The 1,937-nt window shown below is 67.9% G+C and carries 2 protein-coding genes and 2 pseudogenes; all 4 read right to left on the bottom strand.

Annotated elements, in window-relative coordinates; all coding sequences use genetic code 11:
- A pseudogene (locus tag TSB10P1A_RS23480) lies at positions 1-966 on the bottom strand (hypothetical protein); the annotation flags it as partial.
- On the bottom strand, positions 956-1,174 hold the full coding sequence (locus TSB10P1A_RS23475; protein WP_186390393.1) for a hypothetical protein: 219 nt from the start codon (positions 1,172-1,174) through the stop codon (positions 956-958). The pseudogene TSB10P1A_RS23480 and the gene TSB10P1A_RS23475, both read right to left, overlap by 11 nt.
- Positions 1,175-1,212: 38 nt before the next feature.
- The gene (locus tag TSB10P1A_RS23470) at positions 1,213-1,647 is read right to left on the bottom strand and encodes a hypothetical protein (RefSeq protein WP_186390392.1); all 435 of its coding nucleotides are present in this window, start codon (positions 1,645-1,647) and stop codon (positions 1,213-1,215) included.
- 39 nt (positions 1,648-1,686) lie between these two features.
- Positions 1,687-1,937: pseudogene (locus TSB10P1A_RS23465) on the bottom strand (hypothetical protein); the annotation flags it as partial.

The following is a 1,937-nucleotide window of genomic DNA, read 5'->3' as shown; positions in this document are numbered from 1 at the left end:
GGCGAGGATAGCGTTGCGCCGATCAATGGCAGCCTGCGGCAGAGCGTTGCCAAAAGGGTCGTGAGTGGCGGCCCATTCGAGCCAACTGCGCATTGTTTTCAGCGCGCCGACCGAGTCGTCGACCGCTTTCACAATCAGCCCGAATGCGGCCACCACCCCTTGCGCCAGGCTCTGCGCATTCTCGACAAACTGCGGATCGGCCAGCATGTCCGCGAATTCCTGCAACTGCGGCAGCAGCGCTTCAGCGATCTTGTTGACCAGCCCGGCGCCGGCCGCCCAGATCCGGGTGAGCGTGTCGTTGAACACCTCGGCCCTTTTGCCAAACTCGGTCGAGATCGTCTTGCCGAGGCGGTCGCTTTCGGCCGCCATGTCGGCCAGGCCCTGACGGCCATTGTTGAGCAGCGGGATCATCTCGGCACCCGACTTGCCAAAGACCTTGATCGCCAGCGCGGTCTTGTCCGCGCCTTCCTCCATCCGCGAAAAGCGGTCGGCCAGGTCGATCATGACGCTGTCGGCGCTGCGCAGCTTGCCCTCCGCATCGGTCACCGATACATCGAGCGCCCGGAACAAGGCAGCGGCGCCTTTGTCGGCGCCGGAGGCGACATCGCTCATGGTCTTGGTCAGCTTGACCATCGAGCCGGTCAGCGTCGACATATTGACGTCCGACAGCTCCCCCGCCCAGGCGAGCCGCGAGAGCGCCTCGGTGGTCACCCCCGCCCGCTGCGCCGCCTTGCTCATGGCGTCGGCCTGATTGATCGAGACGCGCACGAGCGCGGCGAGCGCGGCGACGCCGACCGCCGCTGCCGCGGCGAGCTGGGCGCCCATCTTCGCGGCCTTCGCCGCCGTCAGGTCGAAGGTCCGGCCAAGGCCCGTCGCCTTCTTCTCGGCACGGTCGATGTTCTTGTCGAATTTCTTGTCGTTCGTGTCGAGGTCGAGCAGCGCCTGCCCGAGCCGCTCACCGCTCATCGCCACCCTCCTGCTGCTTGATGACGGCGATCCCCATTGCCGCGAGGATGTCCGGCGTCGCCTTCATCGCCCGCCGGCGCCCGCCATTCGCCGCCCGCTCCAGATCGCGGATCGCGCGGCGGCTGTCCGCCGGCTTCACGTGACCGCCGCCGATCGACGCGGCACTGATCGCCGCCAGTTGCTCTTCGGCCTGCAGCTTCGGGAGCATGGTGATGCACGCCCGCACCAGGCCTGCCGGCACCTGCCTCAGCCAGTCGTCCGGGCTGCCGCCGTAATATCGGGCGAGCCGGGGGATGACGTCTCCCCAGTCCGTGCGCCCTGCGCGGTCGCCTCGGTCAGCTTGCCGGCGATCGCTCCTGCCACCGCCATCCGGCGCCGCAGCAGGAGCACGGTAAAAACCTCGCAGATCGCCATCCGGTGCGCCTCGGACAGGCGCGCCAGCACCTCGTCCGGCACGTCGACCAGGATCCGCCGCACCACTGCCTCCAGCAGCTCGGGCAGCTTGCCCTCCGGGTCGCCGGCAGCGGCAAGCTGCTCGATCCGCTTGCCGGCCGTCGTCAGCCACTGGCTGTCGAGGACCGACAGCTCGTCCGGCGCGCGCAGCTCGTAGAGCTTGCCGTCGATGCGGATGGTTGGACGCTTGATCAGCGTCTCGAGATCGAGAATGGCAGTCTCGGCCATGGCAGGCCTCCCGTGCAAAGCGGTCAGGAACGGACGAGGTTACGGCAGCGGCGGCTGGTGCTGCTCGACGAGTTGGGCGAGCGCGTCCCAGGGAAGGGCCTGGCTCGGATCGAGCATCGCCGTGAATTCCAGCGCCAGCCCCGCCGGCTCCGCCTTGCGGTACTGGATTTCCGGGCCGCCGCTCATGAAACAGTACGGCACCTGGTACTGCATCCCCATCGCATCGCCATAGGGCGACGAGGTCGAGCGCACGAGCAGCGCAACGGGGTTGACGATCTGGCCCCGATAGA

This window comes from Stappia sp. TSB10P1A (genome assembly GCF_900185725.1).
Classification (GTDB): domain Bacteria; phylum Pseudomonadota; class Alphaproteobacteria; order Rhizobiales; family Stappiaceae; genus Stappia.
The sequence above is the reverse complement of the archived record's forward strand: the minus strand, read 5'-3'. Positions and strand labels throughout refer to the sequence as shown.

Coding starts and splice junctions, on each gene's coding strand:
- TSB10P1A_RS23470 (WP_186390392.1), bottom strand. CDS start 1,647: ATGGCCGAGACTGCCATTCTCGATCTCGAGACGCTGATCAAGCGTCCA.
- TSB10P1A_RS23475 (WP_186390393.1), bottom strand. CDS start 1,174: ATGCTCCCGAAGCTGCAGGCCGAAGAGCAACTGGCGGCGATCAGTGCC.